Source organism: Halalkalibacter hemicellulosilyticusJCM 9152, assembly GCF_000513115.1.
Lineage (GTDB): Bacteria > Bacillota > Bacilli > Bacillales > Bacillaceae_D > Halalkalibacter > Halalkalibacter hemicellulosilyticus.
The window spans coordinates 31,929-56,074 of sequence record NZ_BAUU01000004.1 but is presented as its reverse complement, the minus strand read 5'-3'; the positions used below and the strand labels follow the sequence as shown (position 1 = coordinate 56,074).

At 37.0% G+C, this 24,146-nt stretch carries 21 protein-coding genes, 1 pseudogene and 1 other annotated feature; of the genes and pseudogenes, 8 read left to right on the top strand and 14 right to left on the bottom strand.

The window, feature by feature from the left end:
* Window positions 1–9: 9 nt before the first annotated feature.
* The 5 genes from JCM9152_RS03250 to JCM9152_RS03230 form a co-directional block, all read right to left on the bottom strand.
* Window positions 10–891, bottom strand: coding sequence for a carbohydrate ABC transporter permease (locus tag JCM9152_RS03250; RefSeq protein ID WP_052015511.1), 882 nt, complete (start codon window positions 889–891; stop codon window positions 10–12).
* Window positions 884–1,759, bottom strand: coding sequence for a carbohydrate ABC transporter permease (locus JCM9152_RS03245; RefSeq protein WP_035340867.1), 876 nt, complete (start codon window positions 1,757–1,759; stop codon window positions 884–886). The genes JCM9152_RS03250 and JCM9152_RS03245 overlap by 8 nt, the downstream gene beginning before the upstream one ends.
* A 74-nt stretch (window positions 1,760–1,833) precedes the next feature.
* Window positions 1,834–3,129, bottom strand: coding sequence for an ABC transporter substrate-binding protein (locus JCM9152_RS03240; protein ID WP_035340863.1), 1,296 nt, complete (start codon window positions 3,127–3,129; stop codon window positions 1,834–1,836).
* Between the two features lie 24 nt (window positions 3,130–3,153).
* Window positions 3,154–5,499 (bottom strand): glycoside hydrolase family 2 TIM barrel-domain containing protein, encoded by a 2,346-nt coding sequence (locus tag JCM9152_RS03235; RefSeq protein ID WP_035340861.1) that lies wholly within the window; start codon window positions 5,497–5,499, stop codon window positions 3,154–3,156.
* Window positions 5,500–5,933: 434 nt separating this feature from the next.
* Complete coding sequence (locus JCM9152_RS03230) at window positions 5,934–6,965, bottom strand: LacI family DNA-binding transcriptional regulator (protein ID WP_035340858.1); 1,032 nt, start codon at window positions 6,963–6,965, stop codon at window positions 5,934–5,936.
* A gap of 657 nt (window positions 6,966–7,622) precedes the next feature.
* Between JCM9152_RS03230 and JCM9152_RS03225 the strand changes: the two genes are divergently transcribed.
* Window positions 7,623–8,525: a DUF2268 domain-containing putative Zn-dependent protease gene (locus JCM9152_RS03225; protein ID WP_035340855.1), complete on the top strand. Its 903-nt coding sequence runs from the start codon at window positions 7,623–7,625 to the stop codon at window positions 8,523–8,525.
* A 95-nt stretch (window positions 8,526–8,620) separates the two neighbouring features.
* Window positions 8,621–9,726, top strand: a pseudogene (locus tag JCM9152_RS03220) (MBL fold metallo-hydrolase).
* 1,038 nt (window positions 9,727–10,764) lie between these two features.
* On the opposite strand, the gene JCM9152_RS03205 reads toward JCM9152_RS03220, so the two are convergent.
* Together JCM9152_RS03205 and JCM9152_RS03200 are read right to left on the bottom strand one after the other, a co-directional pair.
* Complete coding sequence (locus JCM9152_RS03205) at window positions 10,765–11,868, bottom strand: 5-methyltetrahydropteroyltriglutamate--homocysteine S-methyltransferase (RefSeq protein WP_035340847.1); 1,104 nt, start codon at window positions 11,866–11,868, stop codon at window positions 10,765–10,767.
* A 114-nt stretch (window positions 11,869–11,982) separates the two neighbouring features.
* On the bottom strand, window positions 11,983–12,900 hold the full coding sequence (locus tag JCM9152_RS03200) for a LysR family transcriptional regulator (protein WP_035340845.1): 918 nt from the start codon (window positions 12,898–12,900) through the stop codon (window positions 11,983–11,985).
* A 607-nt stretch (window positions 12,901–13,507) separates the two neighbouring features.
* Between JCM9152_RS03200 and JCM9152_RS03190 the strand changes: the two genes are divergently transcribed.
* The gene (locus JCM9152_RS03190; protein WP_035340840.1) at window positions 13,508–13,936 is read left to right on the top strand and encodes an SRPBCC family protein; all 429 of its coding nucleotides are present in this window, start codon (window positions 13,508–13,510) and stop codon (window positions 13,934–13,936) included.
* 380 nt (window positions 13,937–14,316) lie between these two features.
* Here JCM9152_RS03190 and JCM9152_RS03185 read toward each other — a convergent pair whose 3' ends face one another.
* The 7 genes from JCM9152_RS03185 to JCM9152_RS03150 all read right to left on the bottom strand — a co-directional run bounded on the left by JCM9152_RS03185 (window position 14,317) and on the right by JCM9152_RS03150 (window position 20,143).
* Window positions 14,317–14,541, bottom strand: coding sequence for a hypothetical protein (locus JCM9152_RS03185; protein WP_035340838.1), 225 nt, complete (start codon window positions 14,539–14,541; stop codon window positions 14,317–14,319).
* 808 nt (window positions 14,542–15,349) lie between these two features.
* Window positions 15,350–16,054 carry a class I SAM-dependent methyltransferase gene (locus tag JCM9152_RS03175; protein WP_035340832.1) on the bottom strand — a complete coding sequence of 235 codons (705 nt, stop codon included), beginning with the start codon at window positions 16,052–16,054 and terminating at the stop codon, window positions 15,350–15,352.
* 48 nt (window positions 16,055–16,102) lie between these two features.
* Entirely contained in the window at window positions 16,103–16,639 is a 537-nt protein-coding gene (locus JCM9152_RS03170) for a GNAT family N-acetyltransferase (protein ID WP_148296422.1), read from the bottom strand.
* Between the two features lie 167 nt (window positions 16,640–16,806).
* On the bottom strand, window positions 16,807–17,805 hold the full coding sequence (locus JCM9152_RS03165) for a tryptophan--tRNA ligase (RefSeq protein WP_035340829.1): 999 nt from the start codon (window positions 17,803–17,805) through the stop codon (window positions 16,807–16,809).
* A gap of 55 nt (window positions 17,806–17,860) precedes the next feature.
* Window positions 17,861–18,109, bottom strand: a binding site (T-box leader).
* 320 nt (window positions 18,110–18,429) lie between these two features.
* Entirely contained in the window at window positions 18,430–19,206 is a 777-nt protein-coding gene (locus JCM9152_RS03160; RefSeq protein WP_035340822.1) for a CPBP family intramembrane glutamic endopeptidase, read from the bottom strand.
* Window positions 19,207–19,479: 273 nt separating this feature from the next.
* Window positions 19,480–19,848, bottom strand: a complete 369-nt coding sequence (locus JCM9152_RS03155) for a YybH family protein (RefSeq protein ID WP_035340819.1) — start codon at window positions 19,846–19,848, stop codon at window positions 19,480–19,482.
* 112 nt (window positions 19,849–19,960) lie between these two features.
* The gene (locus JCM9152_RS03150) at window positions 19,961–20,143 is read right to left on the bottom strand and encodes a PspC domain-containing protein (RefSeq protein WP_035340817.1); all 183 of its coding nucleotides are present in this window, start codon (window positions 20,141–20,143) and stop codon (window positions 19,961–19,963) included.
* A gap of 212 nt (window positions 20,144–20,355) precedes the next feature.
* Here JCM9152_RS03150 and JCM9152_RS03145 point away from each other — a divergent pair, with 212 nt between their 5' ends.
* From JCM9152_RS03145 to JCM9152_RS23100, 5 genes are all read left to right on the top strand, one after another.
* Window positions 20,356–21,039: a response regulator transcription factor gene (locus JCM9152_RS03145; protein ID WP_235715607.1), complete on the top strand. Its 684-nt coding sequence runs from the start codon at window positions 20,356–20,358 to the stop codon at window positions 21,037–21,039.
* Between the two features lie 95 nt (window positions 21,040–21,134).
* Complete coding sequence (locus JCM9152_RS03140) at window positions 21,135–22,049, top strand: ATP-binding cassette domain-containing protein (protein WP_035340812.1); 915 nt, start codon at window positions 21,135–21,137, stop codon at window positions 22,047–22,049.
* The gene (locus tag JCM9152_RS03135) at window positions 22,046–22,723 is read left to right on the top strand and encodes an ABC transporter permease (RefSeq protein WP_035340811.1); all 678 of its coding nucleotides are present in this window, start codon (window positions 22,046–22,048) and stop codon (window positions 22,721–22,723) included. The genes JCM9152_RS03140 and JCM9152_RS03135 overlap by 4 nt, the downstream gene beginning before the upstream one ends.
* Before the next feature lie 92 nt (window positions 22,724–22,815).
* Window positions 22,816–23,277, top strand: a complete 462-nt coding sequence (locus JCM9152_RS23105; RefSeq protein ID WP_235715606.1) for a histidine kinase dimerization/phospho-acceptor domain-containing protein — start codon at window positions 22,816–22,818, stop codon at window positions 23,275–23,277.
* Between the two features lie 2 nt (window positions 23,278–23,279).
* Window positions 23,280–23,723, top strand: coding sequence for a sensor histidine kinase (locus JCM9152_RS23100; RefSeq protein WP_235715605.1), 444 nt, complete (start codon window positions 23,280–23,282; stop codon window positions 23,721–23,723).
* The last annotated feature ends 423 nt before the right edge of the window (window positions 23,724–24,146 follow it).

Here is a 24,146-nt window from a genome sequence, read left to right as displayed (position 1 = left end):
CCTAACCATTTATCCTTTTACTGAACCACCGAGTTTAATACCCGCCATTATATGTTTTTGCAGTAAAACAAATAAAAGCAACGGAGGAATTAGTGCAACGATTGAAGCTGCAAATAACATACCAAAGTCGGTAAGACCTTGACGACCAGCGTCTAATGTATATAATGCAAGCTGTAAAGGATACTTCTCTTGTGTACTTAAATAGATTAACGGACCCATAAAGTCATTCCAGTTACTATTAAAGGTGAAGACACCAATTGTGATGATGACAGGCATACATAAAGGTACAATTATTTTCGTTAAGATTTTAAATGAGCTTGCCCCATCCATATAAGCAGACTCATCTAAACTGCGTGGTATCCCCATAATAAACTGACGCATGAGAAAGATGTTAAATGCACTTCCGAATAAATTAGGCACAATTAAAGGCAAGTAAGTATTCACCCAGCCCAAGCTTGAAAAAATGAGGAATTGCGGAATTAAAGTTACTTGTGGCGGAATCATCATCGTCGCTAATACGAAAATAAACACCTTCTGATTCCACGGATGTCTAAATCGAGCAAATCCGTATGCCACTATTAATGACGAGATGATCGTAAACACCATATTAAAGCCAACTAATATGAAACTATTTAAAGCATATTTAAAGAATGGAAACCGATCTATTAGATTCGTGTAGTTTTCCCAATGAAAGGTCGATGGGATCCACTCAATAGGAACAGTGAAAATTCTACCTGAGGGCTTCAATGAACCCGATATTGTCCATACGATTGGAATTAAGAACGCAATGGTTAACCCGATCAAAAAGGCATACTTTATAACGAGTAGTAACTTTTCTTTTGGAGGCAATGCCCAAACCTCTCTCAATCTTTTTATTTGTTTGTTATTCATAATGCACCCACTTTTTTCCTAAGGCCAATTGTATGAGTGTAAAGGACATGATCACCACAAACATGACCCACGCTAAGGCAGAAGCATAACCCATACGATAGCTTTCAAATGCATTACTGTACAAATGGACCATTAAGGTATCGGTCCATAGTCGATCCGCTCCGGGTAAAATCATCGGTTCATTAAACATTTGAAACGTACCAATCATCCCCATTGTTAACAAAAAGAATAGGGCAGGGCTTATTTGAGGAACAACCACAGAGAAGAACTTTCTAATTGGTGATGCCCCATCAATGTCTGCCGCCTCAAGCTGATCCTGTGGTACACTAGCAAGTGCAGGTAGCAAAATCAGCATACTCCCGCCTACACCCCAAAGCTGGGTCAAAATAATCGCAGGCTTTGCCCAATGTTGATCACTTAGCCAACCAGGCCCCTCAATACCAATTGTTGCTAAAACCGCATTAATGACCCCAACATTCTCTCCTTGAAACCCTGGTGCGAGCATGTAGTTCCACAAAATTAAGATTGCGACGCCACCAAAGATGGATGGCAAGTAAAAGGTTGTTCTAAAAAATGAGATCGCGGGGATGTTTCGATAGAGCACGAGCGCCACAATTAACGACGCCGTTACAGTGATTGGAACTCCTATAAACACATAATATAGTGTGTTCCCCAAATAGGACCAAAATCGTTCATTTTGAAACAAGCTTATATAATTGGTTATACCAATCCATTCAGCAGGCGTTAGTACATCGTAGCGGGTAAAGCTTAGATAAATGGACGCGATCATAGGTCCAATTGTAAAAAGGCTAAAGCCAATAATAAAAGGGGAAATATATAACCAGAATTTCTTCTTTTCATTATTCATAGTAAAATCCCTTTCTTATGCAATTTAACTAAATATAGAGGGGAGTACCCTCTATATTTAGCCTTTTTTACTCTTTATTCAAAGCTCTCTAATAATCGTTCCTGCTCTTCAAGAAGCGGTTCAATATCTTTTCTAAGCGCTTTCATTTCTACATCTACTGGTTCCTCTAAATTAATAATTCTTGATAATCTATTTTGTACCTCTTCATTAATTTCGCTCCACATTAATGATGCTTCAGGAGGAAACGCACCTTCCACCGCTTCAAGCGTTGATGCGAAGTTTTCCGGACCCATATCACCAATTTCTAAGTAAGCATCTGATTCTGCTACCGAACGTCGCGAAGGTGTCTCAGCATGCTCGCTAGCTAGAATCTCTTGACCTTCGACTCCCGTCCAAAACTTAATAACCTCCCATGCAGCATCCTTATTATCTGATGCATTGGCAATATGAAACGCATTCGAGAACGTTGGTGCAGTATCAGTAACACCTGGCATAGTCGGTGCACTAGTCATATCCCATTCAAAATCCTCAATATTCGCTCGACTAGACAGAATATGCCAAGGCCCATCAATTAAAAACCCTTGTCGTCCACTTGTCCAAAGATCAATACCCTCTGGAATTTGTGAATCATTTGGTGCAATATTTAAATCATTAACTAAATAGCGCATTTTTTCGATTACATCTATTCCTTCAGGTGAATCTAATTGAAATTCGGTAAAATCTTCACTTAGCATTCTCACACCGTGTGAGCGCGTAAATTGACTTGTACTTGCCCACCAGCCACCTAATGGATTCATACCAAACACACCTTCAGAAGGATTGGTAATCACTTCAGCCATCTCAATAATTTCTTCCCAAGTTGAATGTTCATCAGGATAATCTAAGCCATGCTGATCGAGCAAATCCTTGTTGTAAAACATCATGACTGTGCCTAATCTAAGCGGCAGTCCATATAAGCGGTCATTATGGCTATAGGCCTCAATACCCACTTCATAAAAATCATCTAAATCAAAGTCATCATCTTCCTCAGCCCATGGCGTTAAATCTTCTAACACGCCGCGAGTAGCAAAATAATAGGAATTTTCAGCAAGCTGGACAATATCATATACATCACCAGAAGCAAAGCGCGTTAACAGGTGTTGACCATATTCATCTCCCGGAACATTAACTAATTCTACTTCAATGCTATCATTTTGTTCCTCAAAGGCAGCCTTAATAGTTTCCATACGTGTTTGGTCAAAATCTCCGCCCCAATATGCAAATCGAATCTCTGTTTTATCACTACTAACATCTTCTGTTGCATTATTTCCACACGCCACTAGAACAAAAATAACCATTAGAAGCAAGAATCCACCCATTTTTCTTAACATTAATAACGCCTCCCCTTTTCTCATTCAAACAATCGTAAACGGCACTTTAGTATCCTTTGCACCTGTGTTGCGAATATGAATCGCCGCCTCACCCCCCTCAGTTTTACTACGTACATAGATGAGTACATAACCTTGATGAAAATTTCGCTGAGATGCTGAATATGGGGTTAAATCAGACAGGTCTCCATTTTCAATCCCTAATATGTCAATGGCTCCCTCAGTACTCACTTCGATTCTTTCTTGATCATTGATCACCATTTTCCCTTCCTGGTCGGTCAGATACACTTCGATATGAGCAACATCCTCGCCATTTCCTACTAATGTGTCTTTATCGCTTATCGCCTTTAGTAGATAGTGATCGTGACTTGGTGTGTAAAGCACATCCTCAAAAGACTCATGATCATCATTGACGACGACTAGCTTTATCTCGCCTTTTTGAAAGGTTGTTTGCCACACCGGCACTTCACCAATGTTCGTTACTTCTTTAACGCCTAACGATTTTCCGTTGACGAAGCACTCCGCTTTTTCACCATTTGTATAACCTCTAATTAAGACTTGATCACCTTCATCATAATCCCACATAAAAAGTTCCTTGTGGCTATCCATCTGTTCGACAGTCATCTTGCCAAATAGCTCCTTTGACCATAAGCTTTTCCGCAAATAAAAACCCGGCTTTTCACGGCCTGCTAAATCTAGTAAGCCAGCCATCGATCCTCTTATCGGCCAACCTTGTGCTTCTCCTAGAAAATCAATTCCAGTCCATAGAAACTGACCTGAAATATAAGGGCGATTAACCACCTCCAACCAGTTGTCAACACTATGACTGTTCTCACTGCCATAAATCACTTGGCCAGTATACTTGTTGTGATCCTGCTCATATAAATGTTCTTTGTAGTTATAACCAACGATATCTAATGTGTCTGACAGTCCTGTTAAGTTTGATAGCTCAGGATAAGCCAATGCAGCCGTTACGGGTCTCGTCGTATCGATTTCTTTTACATAGTTAACTAGTTTTTTAGAAATCGAAACAAGTCGCTCTGCATTTGGCTTATTCGGGTCGTATTGCCGCTCTTGAACTGGCTTATCTTTATCATTATTACCAGTCATTTCTTTAAACGATGGATGACAATACGGATCATTTGGATAATCAATTTCATTACCAATACTCCAAGCAATGATAGAAGGATGATTACGATCTCTTTGCACCCAATCCTTCAGATCTCGTTCGCCCCATTCAGGGAAATGTTCAAAATAACCATCATGCTTAGGCGGATAAACATTATGACCTGTCGACCATTTATTCTTTGGGCCTTCCCATTCATCGAAAATTTCATCGATGACTAAGAAACCCATTTCATCGCATAGATCCAACAAATCTGGCGCAGGCGGATTATGACTCATTCTAATTGCATTAGCACCCAAATCTTTAAATTTTTCGAGACGCCGTTTCCACACTTCTTTAGGTACAGCAGCACCTAGTGTTCCTGCATCATGGTGCACACATACACCCTTTAGTAACGTAGATTTCCCATTCAAAAAGAAACCGGTTTCATAATCAAAGCTAATGCTTCGTATTCCCACTGTAGTCACCAGTTCATCGACAAGTTCATCTGCTTCACTAACACGTGTAACCAATTGATATAGATGCGGCGTTTCTGGTGACCATAATTGGGGGGAATCAATATTTAGCTCAAATGATAGCTGCTGGGCATCATTAGCCTGTAGAGTAACCAACTGTGATAACTCCCCTTGAATGTGGTCATGATCATCATATAGAACACTTTCAATTTTAAGCTTTTTCTTGTACACTGTATCGTTTTCAATAGTTGTCTCCACAGCAACTACTGCATTGTTTTCATCAGATGATTTAGTGTAATAGAACGTGCTTTCTGGTACTATACGTGTATGTTCTTGAACCGACACGTATACGTTGCGATAAATACCAGAACCAGTAAACCAGCGAGAATCGCTCGTTGAAGGGCGATCCAATCGAATCGAAAGTACATTATCACCAGAATGAACAAAATCAGAAATATCATAACTAAACGAGCTGTATCCATATGGTCTATATCCTAGATAATAGCTGTTAACCCAAACCTTCGCATTTTGATACGCACCCTCAATCGTTAAGTTGACCTTTTTTCCTTTTATTTCTTCTTGTAGATGAAACGACTTACGATACCAGCCAATGCCACCTGGTAAATAACCAGTACCACTTGAATGCTCTTTTGAAAAAGGAGCTTCAACTGACCAATCATGTGGAAGCTGCACATCTCGCCAATGCCGATCATCAAACCCTTTATACCAAGCATTTTTCTCTTCACCTAGTAAAAACTTCCAATCAAGGTTCACGTTGTACTTTTTTGTCATAAAAATCACCTTTCTATGCGTAGTAACCGCTTACTTTTTTGCTGAATTAGCCTCTAAGCTCTGCTGCTTAAGGTTATTTCGCCTAATCATCCATGTATTTCAAAATGAATCCCTTACCCACAAGACGTATTGATAGAGTTCTACTTCTAGAAACCGTCAACTCATGAAAATCACCTTTATTTTCAGAAAGCAGGTGGTTACATGCGTTACGTAAAAATGAATTCTTTATAGTAACCGGTTACTATTGAACGACTACAATTCTACTTTGCCAGCCATGTTTCCCAACACCGACTCCTTAGCACAATACATAGTGATACAGTTCTACTTCTAGAAACCGGGTAACCCATGAAAATCACCTAAATTTTTAGAAAGCAGATGGTTACATTCGTTACGTAAAAATGAATTCTTTATAGTAACCGGTTACTACTGAACGACTACAATTCTACTTTGCCAGCCATGTTTCTCAATGTCGACTCCTTCACCACTAGACGTGGGGGTAGAATGATATCTCTACTAGGTCCTCCACCATCAATCATCTCGATTGCCATTTTACCCAGTTTTTCATAAGGATGGCGAATACTCGTTAGTTCTGGTGAGGATGTTTGCGCCAAGCTTGTATCATCAAATCCAACAAAAGCAAAACTCTTATCAGGATGGCGCTTTGAGGCTTTGATCATGCCTACCCCAACCAAATCATTAATACCTAGTAAAGCAGTTGGTAACTCTCTATTCGTGCGAATTAATTCCTCAAAACCCTCTTCACCACTTGCAATGTCATACGAACTATAAATTTGCCAGGAATCCTTATAGTCTAAATTGTACTTCTTAAGTTCCTTTTTAAATGTATTGACCTTAATATCTGTTGTCGTTATCCCCTTGACTCCACCTATTAACCCAATTTTTTTATGACCTAAACTCACTAAGTGTTTAATAATTAACTCAATACCTTTAGCTTCATCTGTTCTAACCGAACTGTTATTCATCCCTTCAATCTTGCCATTGATTGTGACCAGCTTTGTTCCCTTCTGTACTTCGATTAGCTCTTGAACACTATTTGGATCTGGTACTGTATCGTTAATCAGCCCACCTAATAAAATAATGCCCTCAGCTTGTTGCTCAAGTAATATTCGAATATAGCTTGATTCTAGTTCATTGCTATGCATAGAATTTCCTAGCAGAACCGAGTAACCTTTCTCAAGCGCGTATTTGTCCACCTCAACAAATACTTGTGAAAAAAACGGGTTTGTAATAGCAGGAGTGATAAAGCCTATTAATCTTGATTTTTTGTTACTCAAGGTTCTCGCAATGGCATTTGGACGATAATCGTATTTATCAATGACCTTTTGCACCTTTTCACGCGTTTTTTGACTAACTGGATAATTGCCAGCAATAACACGTGAAATCGTGGCAGTAGATACCCCCACCTCCTCTGCTAAATCATAAATGGTTACTTTTTTATTTTCCATAATTAGATCGACTGCTTCCTATTTTAATTAACCGAATTTTTAGAAAGTTGTTACTATGCTCATCATTGTAAATGACAGCGCTATCATTGTCAATGATTATCCTATAAATTGCGGGCCTCACCAGCTAGCTCATCGCTTTTTTACCCATTTTACTTTGCGAAAACAGATGATATTTCTCAGTAACTTCTGAATGATTACATGCTGTTATACTTATAGAAATCAATGCAAACACGACGAATAGTCTAATTCCCATTCTATGATTAATATTTATTGATTATGACCGTCATCCTCCTCGATCACTTGGACATGTTGATTTTACTGAAATGACCTCCCTAACAATCTGAAGGTATCCTCGTTCCTCTATTTCCTAAAAAGAGTTGATTTGACCATCCAACCGGTTCCTCATTCCTCTATTTGTTGTTTTGCCCAACTGTTTTCATACATTCTGCCTGATTAGCGGAATGGGGGATCCATTTCGTTCTGATCAGCAAGCTTTTTCCCAATTTAGCGGAATAAGGAACCTCATAACACCCTCACTTAAATTTTTAAAAAATCCAACCAATAAAATACGCTCTCCCCACTATTGACTTTTACGTTATGTCATACTTTACAGTAAAATAAACAGTCTTTACAAACATTCATACAAAGGTGGTCGCCATGAAATTGATAATAGAAGACACAATTGAACAATACGAGGAGTTGTTTTCAATCGATAAGAAAAGAGACAGAGAATATTATTATCGGTACTCAATAATGAAGCCTTTTGAGCAAATGTGGAACACGATTAATGTTCCATTAAAAGCAAAGCAGCCTAACGGCTACGATGTCATAATGGCCACAAATATGCTTGGTTATCTTAATATGTCAGATACTGAAATGGGCAGAGAAGCATTAAAGAATTTAAAAGAAATTCAAGCTCTTCAAACAGCAGAACATACGTTGAACGATTGTATTCATTTCATTAAAAAAAATAACGTAAAGATACGTGCTGAGGAATTAAGGTTTGGGCTGTATATAGCAGATCCGAATACACTTAAATTACAAAAAGGCTACTGTGGATTCGGTGGAATTCCAGGATTTATTCATGTAGTTCTATATCCAAATTCCTATAACATTCCAAGACTTCCCGCTGTTATTGCCCATGAGTTTCATCACAATATTCGTTTTTCTTATTTTGATTGGGATCATGGAAATGTAACGGTTGGTGATTACTTAATTATAGAAGGGCTAGCTGAATCTTTTGCGAGAGAACTTTATGGAGAAGCTCTTTTAGGACCATGGGTTACTTCTTTCAATCAAGAAGACTTAGAATACTCGATCGAAGTCATAAAAGGTTCATTAAATATTAAAGGTTTTGCTGAGGTTAGCAGTTATATGTTTGGCGATACCATTGCAACAGAACAAGGTTATCAGCCTGTTGGCTTATCACCATTTGCAGGTTATGCGGTAGGGTATCAAGCAGTCCAGTCGTTTATGAAAGCCAATCAAGTTGGGATAAAAGAGGCGACCTTACTTAGTACTGATGAAATACTAAATAACTGTGAACTATTTTCTAACTAGGACATTGCTATGGGCATTTCATCCCCCCTCCGTTCATACTCAGTTCATCAAAATATACTATAATAATAGAATGATTCGTTGCTTGGAGGTTAAATATGAAAAAAATCATCATCAGTTTGCTTGGGTTAGGAGTAGTCGGTGTCGTTGTGGGTGTTTTATTTTTGAATTTTCATCCGACATTTGGTGGGAGCCCAACGAAAGAACAGCGAGAAGCTATAGTCAGCTTGAGAACTATGTGGATGGTCAGTTTGTAAATGAGCATGAAATCGATATGGGGATGGATGTCGCGACGATGTTTTCGCTTCTACGTGATTGGGTGAGTCGGGATGAGGATCGTCATCCGCTTGATGGTCTTCCTGTTTCATCATTTGATTGGGAGAAGATCAGAAGCGAAGAGGACAGTCTCACCTGGTTTGGGCACTCGAATTTTTTACTAAGTATTAATGGTAAAAAAATATTAATTGATCCGATGTTCGGTGATGTGGCTTCTCCGGTTTCATTTGTAGGAAGCACAAGGTTCAGTGATGACTTATTACATGTCATTGATGAATTGCCTCCAATCGATGCAGTGTTCATTACGCATGATCATTATGATCATTTGGATTACCCATCGATTGTTGAGCTAATTGATAAGGTGGAGCACTTCTTTGTTCCTCTTGGAGTTGACGCTCATCTGTTAGAATGGGGCGTTCAAAGTGAAAACATAACCGCCTTGAATTGGTGGGACGAGGTAGAGTGGGATGGATTAACGATTGCCTCAGTTCCCGCTCAGCATTATTCTGGAAGAGGGCTTTGGGATCGAAATCAAACGTTATGGTCTGGCTGGGTCATTCTAGGTGAGCAAACGAGACTATTCACGAGTGGTGACTCTAGCTACGGTCCACACTTTGGACAAATTGGCGAAGCGTATGGTCCGTTTGATCTCACCTTAATCGAAGGTGGGCAATATGATGAGCGCTGGTCCTACTCTCATATGTTCCCAGAGGAATCGGTGCAGGCTCATATCGATGTTAACGGGGAAACGATGATGCTCATGCATTGGGGTGCTTTTACTTTGGCGTATCACGGCTGGTCAGAACCAGTCGAACGCGCCCTTCTTGCCGCAGAAGAGCAAGACGTGCATCTCATCGCACCGAAAATTGGCGAAACCGTTGATCTTGAAATGTTAGACGTTCCTATTTCTACTTGGTGGGATTTATAGAGGTTGATGTTGAACAATAACATCGTAAAACGAAATGGAAGATGTAGATCACATTTATCTGCATCTCCGCTTCATTATTGTTAACACTAATTTATCTGACTTTTTATTTCCATCTCTTTTTTGGAATAGGCTGATTTTTTTAAAGCATATTAAGAAGACTTTGGTATCGAGTTTACGAACGATAATAGCCCCAATTCTAGCTAACCGCTTAATAGAGTCTTGTTCCAACCCCCAAAGCTTTGATGCTACTCTTGTGCTCATAATCTGATCAAATATATTCTTTTCCTTCAAAAAAACTCCCGCCCCTTCCAAAAAGGACATAAACCGAGTTCACTGAAAAAGTCGATTTTACTTTTTCAGTGGACTCTTAACCAACTAGGAGATATGATTTGGTCTGTTTTACCAGTAGATCAATCATTTAAATGTGGATGATTATACTCTGTTGGGGCACTTTAAATATTGAATAATACAGATTGAGGTGAATTTCACTTATGGCATCCAAACGGCACATATGGTTTAATGTCATCATAATAGCTATACCATGGTTATCATTACTGTTCATAAACAAACGTGATTTGAAACGATTCTCTTTAGCGAGTTTTATAATAGGATTTGTTGAAGGTTTGTACCATGTTTATGGACATAATCGTAACTGGTGGAAGTTTTATGATAAGCCAAAATCATTTATGAGAGATGAACTGCCATTTGATATCGGTCCATATATCCCTCTTTCCATATGGATCCTCAAATATTCATATGGAAACTTTAAAAAGTTTGCATTACTAAATGCTGTTGTCAATGCTCTCTTTTCATTCCTCTTCATCCCTTTTCTTAAAAAAATGAAAATTATTCGCCTCCACCGCTTAAACCATTTCCAATTTTTTCTGTATATACACCACAAAGCGTATTTGTTATATGGCGTTCAGCGTTTATTAGAAAAGAGAAGGTATCTACAACAGAGATAAGACTTTAAGGACATATAGAGTAAGAGTTATCTTTCGACAACTCTTACTCTGTAAAAATATGATCAATCCAAATTCATCCCAAAATTTCCTTTGAGGTCTCAATGATATATTTCAACTTTGCCCATTGCTCATCTTCCGTTAAAATATTTCCATGATGCGTAGAAGCAAAGCCACACTGTGGACTAATACACAATTGTTCTAGGGGTACATATTGTGTGGCCTCTTTAACACGGGCTTTTATCGTTTCCTTATCCTCTAAATTCCCATGCTTTGATGTGAACAAGCCTAATACAACATATGGTCCTCCATTAGGGATATAGTCCAACGGTTCAAAGTTTCCTGAACGGTCATCATCATATTCTAGAAAAAATGCATCTACCTTTTCCTTAGCAAATAATGTTGGGGCAATCTTGGCATAGCTTCCCTCAAAAGCCCATTTCGAACGATAGTTTCCACGACAAAGATGAGTCGTGACAATTAAATCCTCTGGTTTGTCTTCTAACACCCCGTTGGCCACTCGTAAAGCCAAATCAATCAATTCCTCCCTTGAAAAGCCACTATCATTAAAAGGAATCCCCTCAGAATTAAGTCCAGCTATATAAACATCATCTAATTGAATATAACGACAGCCAGCATTATAAAATGCTCTTAACGCATCTCGATACGTCTGAATAATATCTTTAGCATATTCTTCAATATCAGGATAAATGTCTAGGTTACGGATCCCGGCATTAAATAATTGATTTGGACTTGGAATCGTTTGTTTGGCAACAGCACGGCCTCCGACGATTTCTTTAAATTGGATAAATTCTTTAATATGCGGATGATCGACGTTAAACGCTATCTTTCCGTTTACACGTACGTTGTATCTCTCCGTTTCCTCCCCTTTGAACTGATAACCGCGTTCAGGAACATAGCCTTCCACCCCATTTAAATGCTCAAGAAAATCTGTATGCCAAAACCTACGGCGAAACTCTCCATCTGTCACAGCTTCAAGGCCAGCCTCAATTTGTTTATCAACGACCTTCTTAATTTCTTCTGTTTCAATCGCATGTAATTGTTGTGATGTAAGAGCTCCTTCTTGGAAATCCTTTCTAGCCTTATGAATTCTTTCTGGTCGTAGTAAACTTCCTACGTGATCTGCCCTAAATGGAATGTTCACTTTTGTTTGTGTCATAACAAATCTCCCTCTCTCTTTTGTAAGCTTTCTGTCTCTAACTTACGGTAAGTGTAGCATGGGAAAATTGTTATACGGTAACACGTAAAACCTATCTCTCGTTATAGCTTTTCCCTATAACCGATTCAGTTCTTCTTGAATCGATTCTTTTAAATATTGAATATAAATGTTAGCTAGCGTACTGTGTGTCACATGTCTATGGGTGATGTAACCAACATTAATCCGTTCATCTACCTTCAAAGGAACAGAAATGATATCCTTGCTATTTAATTTATGGCTAATAACACCTGTTGCAATCGTATAACCATCTAATCCAATTAATAAGTTAAATAACGTCGCTCGATCCGTAACGCGGATATTCTTCGGTCTAGAAAGAGTGCTAAGAATCTCTTCTGAAAAATAAAACGAATTATAATCTCCTTGCTCATAAGAAAGATACGGATAGGGTTTTATGTCTGCTAATGTCACATACTCCTGTTTCGCAAGAGGATTCGTTGAACTAATAAAAACATGAGGATCTGCTGTAAACAGCTCGTGGAACTGTAAATTGCCTTCTCTCAAAAATTTCTTAATGACCTTATGATTAAATTCATTTACATATAGAACACCAATTTCACTTCGTAAGTTTTTCACATCATCAATAATTTCATAAGTCTTCGTTTCTCGTAAAGTAAAATCAAATTCGTCACGATCATATTCCTTTAACAAACGAACAAAGGCACTGACTGCAAAGGCGTAATGCTGAGTGGACACAGAGAAATGCTGCTGAATTGATCGTGTTTTCATATAACGTTTCTCTAACAGCTCACTCTGCTCGACAACCTGTCTAGCATAACCGAGAAACTCAGACCCTTCTGGGGTAATCGTAATCCCTTTATTCGACCGAAAAAAGATCGTAATCCCAACCTCAGCCTCAAGCTCACTAAGTGCGTTTGAAAGACTAGGCTGACTAATAAATAACGTTTGAGCTGCTTTATTAATCGACCGACTTCTTGCTACTTCAATCACATATTTTAATTGCTGTAACGTCATGTACACCCTCCATTTTAAATTCATCCTTATGTGTCATTCATTTATATTACCGTTTGTAAATGAGCAATCATTTCCTTATCGGTCGAAATGCCACAATTTACTAACGTCATTAAGGCAGCGCCACTAACAGATGAAAGGATCGGCTCTTGTACCTTATACGTTTTACCTTTTTTATTCTGTAATATTTCTGTTAACGTATTTTCATATAAGGACTAGTTAAAACACTCACATGTATGCGACAGAAACCGTATTAGAAGAAAAACAAGAGCAATTCCAACTGCTAATTGTTCAATTGCTCGATCACAAACCATTCTCGCAAGATCGCTTCCTCCTTCAGCTGCTTTTGTCACTAGCTCACCTATAACAACTTTAAGTAGTTTCTTTATTAGGGAAGTTACCACTTCTTACTAAGATTAGCAACCTTTCAAAGTAATTATCATTGAGCATTCAATCTTTTTAAAAGATAACTGTTGGTTGAAAATATTCCTCATTACTAAGTGCTTTCGCTAAAAAAACTCACAAAAAAGTCAACAAGCGCAATTGAAAAGAAATATTCGTACTCCTGTCTTGATATAATCAAAGAAAGTATAAAAGGAGGTTGAAGATTATGGCAAATATTGAACAACTACAAATCGTACATGCACCTGCAACAGTAGTGTATAAAGCTTTAACGACAGCAAAGGGATTATCTGAAGTGTGGACCCGCGATCTCACAGTCCATGATCAGATTGGAGAAGTCAATGAGTTTCATTTCGGGGACAATGATTTAACAAAGATGCAAATTGTAGAGCTAACTCCATCTAAACGAATAGAATGGCTATGTACAGAGTCAGATCCAGAATGGGTCGGTACTACGATTTCATTTGAGTTAAAAGAGAAAGGTAGTAAAACAGACATTATTTTGCGTCATATGAATTGGAAGGAAGTTACCGACTTTTATCGTTTCTGCAACTACAATTGGGCGATGTTTTTATATAGCCTCAAAACTTATTGCGAGGAAGATACAGGACTTCCCTATCAAGATCGGAAATTCTGATGCAAACGCCATAACACTTTATAAAATTAAAGTAGTTAAACTATAATAATACAGCCCATACCTTTTTTTGTTATGGGCTGTATTTTTACATTTTCTCAGCTCACATGTTGTAAATGACTTCCTTTCTAACTATAAAATGCTTGTATTACTACCTACCCTGTTAGCAAGTTCAACCTGAGTAAAGTTAGAATGTTTCCTAAACTCTTTGACTCTGTTCAAGCCAAACATCCTTTCCTTAAAGGACAACTTGAATTTAAATATTATGTAGCTACTACTTAGAGGATTTATTAATAACCCGATGCCCCACTAGACTAAGCACAAAAAACCTTAAATTCGTAAAAGGTTAGTTTTTACGAACCAAAGCTTTCAATACTTCATATCTAGTGATCTACCCCTTTTTTATTTTTTACAAATTCAATAATATAATAGTTCATACACGTAATGATAGGAATGAAAAAAGCAAAGATCAGAATCCCTAACCCAGCAAATAGCCCCTCTACCCCTTTAAAATGATTAATCTTATAAAAAATAACGGTAGCTAGCGTTAACAGTACTGTGTTAATGAGAAACCCTGTTAAAACTCCTAACCACTTATTTGCTTTCATTTTAAATAACCAATTGGAAAAGATAGTAGATACAATTAAGGTACATACTAAAGTAAGATAAACAGCTATATCCAGGAAAAACACCTCCAATCACATTTACTTTTCTGCACGTATTTTCATACTATATGTTCAAAAGACAGAGGCTATTAACTCCGATACTCCCTGTCATTCATTTCCTCTAATTTCTTACTAATATGATCTAATTTTTTTAGCATTAACAAATCATTATGATTTGTTGCTCGTAAATGTCTTAAAACCGTAATCAAGAAATAGATGATAAACCCATATGCCCCTCCAGAAAATCGTTACCATCATTTTAACGACTCCTAATCATTTGTTAAATTATCCTACTTTCTAGTACAACAAGCGATTGTTCTTATTGGACAATGGCTACCCGTTATTAGCTTTGTTATAGTTATAAAATCCATTCAGGATCATGAAAAATGGAATAGTTAATAAAATGAAACCAGCTATAAAGTTAATATAAATGACAAAAATCCAACCTCCTAAAAGGTTAATGCCTGATAATGTAAGAAAACTCCAAAAATATTTTTTATTCTTCTTCAATTTAAAAACAAAAATGCTGATTATGATCGAACAGATAGTAATTATTATTGGGGCTAAACTCCACCACATTATCCTCCACCTCCCTATGTTACTGCCTAATGAAGAGACACTATGTTCTCAGCTTTTTTATTTCCTGCTCGTTCGTGTAATAAACGGAATGTGCTTATTCAACAATCTCTTCCGGTTACTCCAGTAGGTTGAAATAAAGAAGGGAAACACCACCACGTGCACCCTTTTTTTATTAACCTTTTTTAACCTTTAACATCGAGTTTGCATTTGTTTGAAATTCATAGGGTACTTTGATTTCTTCAACTGTACAACCTTTGGCAATAAGATAACTAATTATTTTATCTAGCTGCTCGTATCTTTTTCCCTTTAAATCAACTAAAGGGAAAATACGAATTTCATCCTTTGTTACTCTTAATAATTCGTTTAGCGTTTCAATGTGAAATCGCTCATCTAATCTATCTGCATACATAAACAGAAAATGTGCAGAGAGAAGAATGTCAAATTCTTCGTCTTTAAACGGTAATGAAGGTAAAGTGACGGGAATATACCGTTCACTTGAGTTCATTATGTCATTAACACAATCTTGTAAGGCACTTAAACGATGATTTCTAAGCCCTTCTAGATCATCGAAATAATCCCACTTATAATTGATTTTCGATTTTTCCATATGCTCCATAGCGTGTTCCATATCCTGAAGACCTTTATTTTTTAGGTCTTCACCCGAATGATAATAAGCAATATCACAAGCTGTTACGTTTAATCCTGATTTATTGCCGACAGCAGTAAAAGAACATGCTCCAGCAGGGCAATCGAGTATTTTCTTTCCTTGTAATTTTTCTTCTGAAAGCGAGAACATATTTAAATATTCTTTATAGGTTCTGCCAATAAAAATAATTCGGTCTAAATCTAACTTTTTACTAGGCTCAACTTTACTCAACTCAACTCACCTCTTAAATTAAATTCAAATGCAAATTATTATTTTTTACTATTTATTAAAAAGCTCATAGTAAGATAACTCGATACCATTGTTATTTTTATCATACAGATATTCAAAACCCATTCTCTCAATTACCTTTTTTGACCTATAGTTAGCCAATTTGACCCGTGCTGTTAATTTTGATACCTTTAGAATTTCAAAAGCATATCGAATAGATGCTTTACTGGCTTCGGTAGCGTATCCTTTACCCCATTGATTCGATTCTAGTGCATAGAGTATTTCTACATCGTTTGTTCCTTCAATATATCTTAATCCACAATGCCCAACAAAAGTACCAGTAGTCTTATCTAACAACCCGAAGACCCCAAAACCAAAGCGGTCCCAATGCTCTAAAAATTTATTTACATATTTTGCTGTTTCTTTAAGAGACATACCTTTACCTGCTCTTAACCCTAATCCTACTAAATCCTGTCTGACTATTTCGTAAACATTTTGAATATCAGATGTACTTAATTCCCTTAAGATAAGTCGCTCTGTTTCGATTGCACCCTCATAAGCCTTTTTACTCAACTCTTCCTTCCTCATCTCTCATCTCACCTTTCTCTTCTAAACTAAACTCAGCTAAACAATTAACTCTATTCTGTAAAGTGATTAAAATGCCTTCTTTAAGTTTTCTGCACCTATAGTCAAATGAGCATCAGCCCTGTTCTCGCATCCGTTCATTTAAATAACTCACAATATCTCCTTATTGCTTAAACATTAAAACCGATTTTACGCTTAATTTCTTTTAAGAATGGTGAACTAATAGCTCTTGCCTTTTCTGCTCCTTCTCTAAGAATTGTATCTATTTTATCTGGGGAGGACATTAGTTCGTGATATTTTTCACGTGGCTCTTCGATAAAACTATTCATCACATTAAACAATTCTTTTTTTGCATCTCCCCATCCAATCCCTTGAAGATATTGTTCTTTCATCTTTTCAACTTCAGTATTAGAAGCAAATTCTTTATATAGCATAAAGATTGGCGAAGTATCAGGGTCTTTTGGTGCTTCTGGCGGTAATGAGTCCGTGATAATTTTGTTTATGAGCTTTTGTAATTTTTTCGGTTCTTCAAAAAGTGGGATTGTATTATGATAACTTTTACTCATTTTTCGACCATCTAATCCAGGTAATACAGCTGTTTCTGCTTGGATTTTGTACTCTGGTAACAAAAATGTTTCGCCATAGATATTATTAAAACTTTCAGCAATATCCCTAGTAATTTCAACATGCTGAACTTGGTCTTTTCCAACAGGAACAACTTCCGTTTTAAACATTAAAATATCGGCAGCCATTAGAATTGGATAGTTAAACAAGCCCATATTAACTCCAAAGTCTATATCTTTCTCTAATTTTTTATTACTGTCGACAATCGCTTTATAAGCATGAGCCCTATTCATTAAACCCTTGGAGGTAAAACAGCTCAATATCCAATTTAACTCAAAAATTTCAGGTACATCAGATTGCCTATAAAAGGTTAATTTTTCAGGGTCGAGTCCTAATGCTAACCATGTTGCTGCAATTCCGTATGATAAATGTCTAAATTCCTCAGCATTATGGATTTTTGTAAGACCATGATAATCTGCCACAAAGTATGCTGCTTTATAACCCTCTATTTTAGCTAATTCCAATGCTGGTTTTATAGCTCCAATATAATTCCCTAAATGAATTAACCCCGTTGGTTTTATTCCAGTTAAGATAGTTTTACTCATAATAGACCTCCCTTAATTATAAAATGAAATACAAAAAGGGTTACCCATCCTAAAATAAAAGGACGAGTAACCCGTGGTGCCACCTTAATTCGTTCACATAAGTAAACGCACTTAATCCGTACAGAAACAATCTAATTGTTTCATACTTAGTCCCTTTTAACGGTAAGACATTCCGCTAAACCTACTAATTATTTCAGTCTAGTAGCTCAGAAGCCCATTCAACAATAGTCCCGCACTGATTTTCACCAACCATCAGCTCTCTGAAGCGTTCATACAATTTACTCTTCTTCTTCATCGCACTCTAATTTTTAATATTAACTTTCATTCTAAAATATGGATAATAAAAGGTCAAGACCTGTTCCATAAAGGAATTGAAACTAATACCACTCAATATCCCCGTAAAATCATTAAAATATTGCCTTACATATATATTAGAAACACTTAAGTACATTCTTCACACTCTATGTATTGTTCAATAAACTCTCTATACTCATCAGAGAATTCATCTGGGAATTTGTCAATTGGAAAATACTGCACTTTTCTGACTCACTATAATCAATCTGCATGTCGCCACTTACATCTTTTCCCACGTTAGCGTGATGTTTCCGCGATTGAGAATAAAGTCTAATCCTTACCATCATCAGGCGTTTCTGTTGTTTTGATGATTCCAATTAAAAGTATGATCCATAAAGGAGCATTCCCAATAGCATGAACCGCAAATGAAGACCATGTAGATTGAGTATATTGAGCAATAAATGGAGCTACCATCATACTAGGAATCATTCCAATAAAGTGCCATTTTAAAGCCATATGTAACACCCAAGCCCAGAGTAATCCGTTAAAAAACCAAGCCATATTTCCAAACATTACTTCTTGTATTGGTAAAAGATATCCTCGCCACATCATTTCTTCACTAAACATTGCCATTAAATGAACAGGTATAAAAACAATGAGTAGTTTCCAGTTACCCTTTAATGGAACACCAAAAAATTCTTTTGGAGGAATACTAATTTTTTTTAGTGGGTTAAATGGTGCAGGTAAATAATTTGGTGGTGATAATAATTTATACTTCGCTAATATCTTTCCTATAGGTTCTAGGATTTGGTCAAAAACGATAGTGAGTACAACAGCCAAAACAATCCATATCCAATCGCCTTTACTTATAGGATTTAAACGGAAGCGTTCGCTAAGTGCATCTATTGTTAATGTTCCGCCTTCAAGAAAAATATACAAACCTATAGATAATGGCAATAACAGCAGAACTGGAGCCCACAACCACAACCAAAAAGAATAGATTAGAGGGATGCCTTTCGATACCAGTTTTGGAGTACCATAAAACACACCGTAATATATAATAATGCCTGGTACTGCAAATAACAAAACTTGTAACCAAATTGACATCTACTAACACTCCATTTCATATGCTTACACCTTGAGCTCTACTTAAGTGAGCAATAAACACTCATCCTACTTCTATAGATTAATGCATTTTCAATAGAATGAGAAGAGCAGCGATTGTTTTGTGTTCTCCTATACTTTTGTTTAATCATCATTTTGAAATGAATTTATTGATACAAGAGAACATGGAATCGGACCTACTTAGGAGATGGCAATACGATTAGTGTTCATGTCTCGAACCTTCTTAGAAAATGTTAGTCCATTATTTGTTCAGTACTATGATAGACTACTCAAGTGTTCATGTATTAGCTTCCATTCATTATTGTCCGTCTTTATAAATATATTTGTTGCCCTTCCATTACCTGACACTAATTTACCGTTATGATATCCCTCATAATGGTATGAGTAAATACATGTTGCTGAATTTTGGTCAGCTGAAATCCAGCGAATGTCATTAGCTGTATAAACTTCTTCTTTAATTAATTCCCAGGCATTTTCAAAGTATTTCTGAATTTCACTTATATTGTTACATGTTTTATCTGTAAACCAATAAATCGCTTTCTCATGAAGCACCTTCTTTACATGATTAAAGTCATGTGTATTAGTAGCTTCTATATATTTTTTTAATGCATCCTCATAATTCATTGAAAAAATACTCCTCCTCTATTTAATTCAGTAGCCACCTACTAAATGATTTCAGATAACGGTTTTCGTTGACACATTAAAGCTCCCCTAAAATACGGTAGAGAATCTACAATCAAAGTGATGACTCATCTTCTAATGCGAAAGCAAGAATTATATAAATCCACAAAGAAGTAGAAGCCGTAAAGATAAATATGATCCTCACAATAAAAGGTGATATCCCGAAAAAATTTGCTATTCCTCCGCATATTCCAAATAAGGTATTATCCGTCGATGACTTAGTTAACTTTTGCGACATGAGCATTGCCACCTCCATTTTCATCCATAATTACATATTATGATTCTAGCACTTAAACGTTTTCTTTAGGATATCTTTTACAAAGACAATCATTTATTTCAGCCTTATTCCATTCATTCAACATTTCTGCCCAAATCACTTTCCATTTTCATTCGTTAAATACGCTATAATGAAATGTAATCCATAAGATTGAACAAAAAGGATTGATGATTGTGAATAATGAAGGGAAACGACTGTTAATCATTGAAGATGATCAAGAAATTAGTAGATTACTAAGTGTGATTTTCAGCAAATTAGGGATGGATTCAGTTGTGGCGTATTCTGGTACAGAAGGTCTGTTACAGCTACAGAATCATACATACGATTTAATTTTATTGGATTTGATGCTACCAGGGAAAAGCGGTGAAGAATTAATCAAAGAAATTAGGAAAGAAAGCGATATCCCCATTATTGTCATCTCCGCCAAGGCTGACGTCGAAAGCAAAGTACACGTATTGAAGATGGGAGCAGATGATTATATGACGAAGCCTTTTAATCACGAAGAGGTGATGGCAAGAGTTGAAGTACAATTACGAAAATCAAGCAGTCACTCATCAAGAACTTCTGAGAAAATATGGCGAGGACTTAAGATCAATCCAGATAAATTCTCTGCAACGTTAGAAGGAAACGAGCTACAATTAACAAATGCCGAATATGATATCATCTCCTTATTGATCAGTCATCCTGAGCGTGCCTTTTCCAAAAGGGAGATGTATGAAAGAACGTGGAAGCGGACCTACTTAGGCGATGACAATACGATTAGTGTTCATGTCTCGAATCTTCGAAGAAAAATGGCCGAAATCACGGATGATGAGTATATTAGAACCATTTGGGGAGTAGGCTTCATGCTCATTTAAATTCTTTATGATTTCTTTATGGTTTGCTTAAGGGAATTTAAAGACACCTAAGCTAAACTAACTATATGAAGAATTTTAGCGAAGGAGTCAACAAGATGAATACGATTATTCAAACCTTTCAATTGACGAAAGCCTTTAAAGAGGATGAAATCATCAAACCTCTGAATTTCTCACTACAACAAGGAGAAATTTGTGCCTTAATCGGAAAAAATGGGGCTGGAAAATCGACGTTTTTTAAAATGCTTTCGGGCCAATTAATTCCTACCTCTGGAGAGATTCGCTTATTTGGGAAATCAGGTAACGAAACGGCCATTGCACAAAAGAGAATGGGCTTTATGATTGAGACGCCTGAATTTTTTCCGGATTTTACGGCGACTCAAAATCTAGAGTATTTTCGAATTCAACGGGGCGTCGTTGAGAAAAAAAGAATTTATGAAGTGCTACAAATTGTCGGGTTAGCAAATGAAAAGAAAAAACGTTTTAGTGATTATTCAATGGGAATGAAGCAACGACTAGGCATAGCACTGTGTCTTCTAAGTAGTCCAGATTGCTTAGTGCTAGATGAGCCTACTAATGGGTTAGATGCTGAAGGTATTATGGAGATGCGTCAGTTATTATTGAAGTTAAATGAAGAGAAACAAATAACCATTTTGATTTCCAGTCATATTTTAAGTGAATTACAATTAATAGCTACGCGCTTTGCCTTTATTAAAGATGGTGTTATTGTCGAGGACTTAAGCAAAGAGGCGTTAGATGAAAAAAGTAAAAAGCAAATTCGGCTTAAAGTCGATGATACAGCTAAGACAGCACAATTGTTAGAGCAAGCCTTTGCCGATATCCAGTATAACGTTCTTCCTAATCAGATCATAACCATTCAAAGTCATGTCGATCAAGGTGGAGAGATGAATCGTCTCTTAACGACCAATGGAGTGTTAGTGATGGAGTTTCGTTTTGAAGCTCTGAATTTAGAAGAATATTTCTTAGGATTAGTGGAGGCGAATGAACAATGATGAATTATATGAAAAGCGAGCATTATCGCTTACTACACAAAAAAGGACTTTATGTGACGAGTGCAATTGGATTATCCTTAATTATTGCAACTGCGGCTGTGTTATCCTTGTCTTTGCATTTCGATCCAAATTTCCCTTATGCCACGAGTAGGTTCTTTTATTCAAATATCGTTAGTGGTGGCGTATTAATTGTGATCATAGGATTACTCTTTAATTCAGCTCTAACTGGTAAAGACACGGCTATTATCAAGCAATCTATATCCTTTGGTGTCTCTCGCAACACCATTTTTTGGTCAAAGCTTGCTCTAACCTTTATTTATTATTTACTAATTTGTGTAATTGGTCTAGCCTTTACCATTGTATTAGGAGAGAGTCTTTTAGCAAGTGAGGAACTAGCCGTCAAGAATTTCTTACTTGCTAGTTTCAATATGATTCCAATCGTCGTTAGTGGATTTTTTGTCATCCATGTGCTTAGAATGCTAAAGATCAGCGATGTCTATATCATTGTCATGTTACTCTTTGTCTTCCTTTTGTCTGGTGACTTAATACGATTGCTATTCCAATCCATTTCAGGAATGAATGAACTCTATCACTATGCACCAAGTACACTATTAAACGAAAATTTAATAAGCTTTTTAGCGCAAGCGCTCAACTCGAGTATCGCCCATGGGTAACTGGTATTGTCACTTCGGTGATATTTTTACTAATAGGATCAAGAAAATTCGCTAAACAAAATATTGATTGATGAAGAAGGGATGAAAGAATAGTGAACAGCTGGTTGATTATCATCATGTTGGTTTTTCTACTCATTATGAGTACTGGGACGCTTCTGCTTCTCCTATTTGATATGAAAAGAATGACGAAGCAATTAGATGAAATCATCGGAAATTTTGGTACAAATGAATTGGTTCGCACAAATACGCATAGTAAAATCCTGATTCAATTCATTATGAAAATCAACCAGCTAATTTATTTATTCAAGCAAGATCAGCAGAATATGGTTAAGAAAGAGAAAGAACTGAAACAAGAAGTAACAAACCTTTCCCATGATCTGCGAACACCTTTAACATCCATTAAAGGCTTCTCCGAACTATTAACGGACCCATCTTTATCTGAGGCAGAAAAAAAGGAGTTTCTAAGTATCATTCAAAAGAAAATTGACCATCTCACAATGATGCTGATGCCTTCTATGAGCTATCCCAAATTGAATCCTCTGATAAGCCATTAACTTTGGAGCAGCAGCTCTTAGATAAAATGGTCGTAGAAGCGATGCTCATGTTCTACAATGAATTTGAAAAAAATCAATTAAACGTACATATGGATGAAATGACAGCATCACCTATTTTAGCAGACAAAAAAGCAACCAATCGCATCGTAACCAACATTATTCAAAATGCATTACGGTATGCCAAAAGCTATGTCACCATTAACTTAGTAGAAGAAGAAACCTATTTCAGGTTAAAAGTCGCAAATGATATAGATCAATTTAATCGTACTGAGCTTAATCGGATATTTGACCGATCCTTTCAATTAGATCCTAGTCGAAGTGGCGGACAGCTTGGCTTAGGTCTCCATATTGTACAGCAACTAATAAACAAACAAGAAGGCAAAGTAGCTGCCGACGTTCATGAGGATGAATTTATGATTGACGTATGGTTTAAGAAATGGAATTAAGATGGGCTACATGAAACCCCTGCTAGGCATATGGACTCCACGTTCCTCTATTCATATCATCCTGCTTGATTTCTTTCCTTTACGGTTCCTCGTGCCGTTATTCTGACTTTTCACCTGTTCATCGGGCTCTTTTCCTCTCTATAGCGGAACGTCGAGTACATTTCTGCGCTCTCTCTTCTGATTTCAGCTCTTTAGCGGAAAGAGGATTCCTCTTGTCTGATCGAGCGGTTCCTCTTTCCTCTATTCCCGCCATCCTGCTAAATTTTCCCCCTTTACGGTTCCTCGTGCCGTTATTCTAACTTTTCACCTGTTCATCGGGTTCTTTTCCTCTCTATAGCGGAACGTCGAGTACATTTCTGCGCTCTCTCTTCTGATTTCAGCTCTTTAGCGGCAGGTGGATTCCCCTTTTCTACCCGAGCGGTT